Annotated in this window: 2 tRNA genes and 1 rRNA gene; all 3 read right to left on the bottom strand. The window is 48.7% G+C overall.

Going from position 1 to position 513, the window contains the following annotated elements:
- Positions 1 to 93: 93 nt before the first annotated feature.
- The 3 genes from C161_RS19230 to rrf all read right to left on the bottom strand — a co-directional run bounded on the left by C161_RS19230 (position 94) and on the right by rrf (position 421).
- Positions 94 to 169 (bottom strand) — tRNA-Ala (locus C161_RS19230).
- Positions 170 to 191: 22 nt separating this feature from the next.
- Positions 192 to 268: transfer RNA gene (locus tag C161_RS19225), tRNA-Ile, on the bottom strand.
- Positions 269 to 304: 36 nt separating this feature from the next.
- Positions 305 to 421: ribosomal RNA gene (gene rrf / locus C161_RS19220) — 5S ribosomal RNA — on the bottom strand.
- Between the last annotated feature and the right edge of the window lie 92 nt (positions 422 to 513).

The following is a 513-nucleotide window of genomic DNA, read 5'->3' as shown; positions in this document are numbered from 1 at the left end:
GTTTAACACAAGTTCAGCTAAAAAGGAATGTTCTAATTCGCGTTTGTTTCGTTTCGATATCTAGTTTTCAAAGAACAAACTTGTAAATCATTTTGGTGGAGCCAAGCGGGATCGAACCGCTGACCTCCTGCTTGCAAGGCAGGCGCTCTCCCAGCTGAGCTATGGCCCCATATAAAGTTTAAAGGTATAGATGGTGGGCCCTGGTGGACTCGAACCACCGGCCTCACCCTTATCAGAGGTGCGCTCTAACCAACTGAGCTAAGGGCCCACATTACATATACTATTTGAACCCAAAATGGGTTACGCTTGGCGGCGTTCTACTCTCCCAGGACCCTGCGGTCCAAGTACCATCGACGCTGAAGGGCTTAACGGTCGTGTTCGGGATGGGAACGTGTGGAACCCCTTCGCTATCGCCACCAAACGTTTGAGAGTTTAAGCTCTCAAAACTGAGCAACGAGTGAGTAACTAGCCGACCTGGCTAGATTTTGTATTTGAATGTTTCCACTCGGGAAA

Source organism: Paenibacillus sp. FSL R5-192, assembly GCF_000517845.1.
Classification (GTDB): Bacteria; Bacillota; Bacilli; order Paenibacillales; family Paenibacillaceae; genus Paenibacillus; species Paenibacillus amylolyticus.
This window is presented reverse-complemented; position numbering and strand designations above follow the sequence as displayed.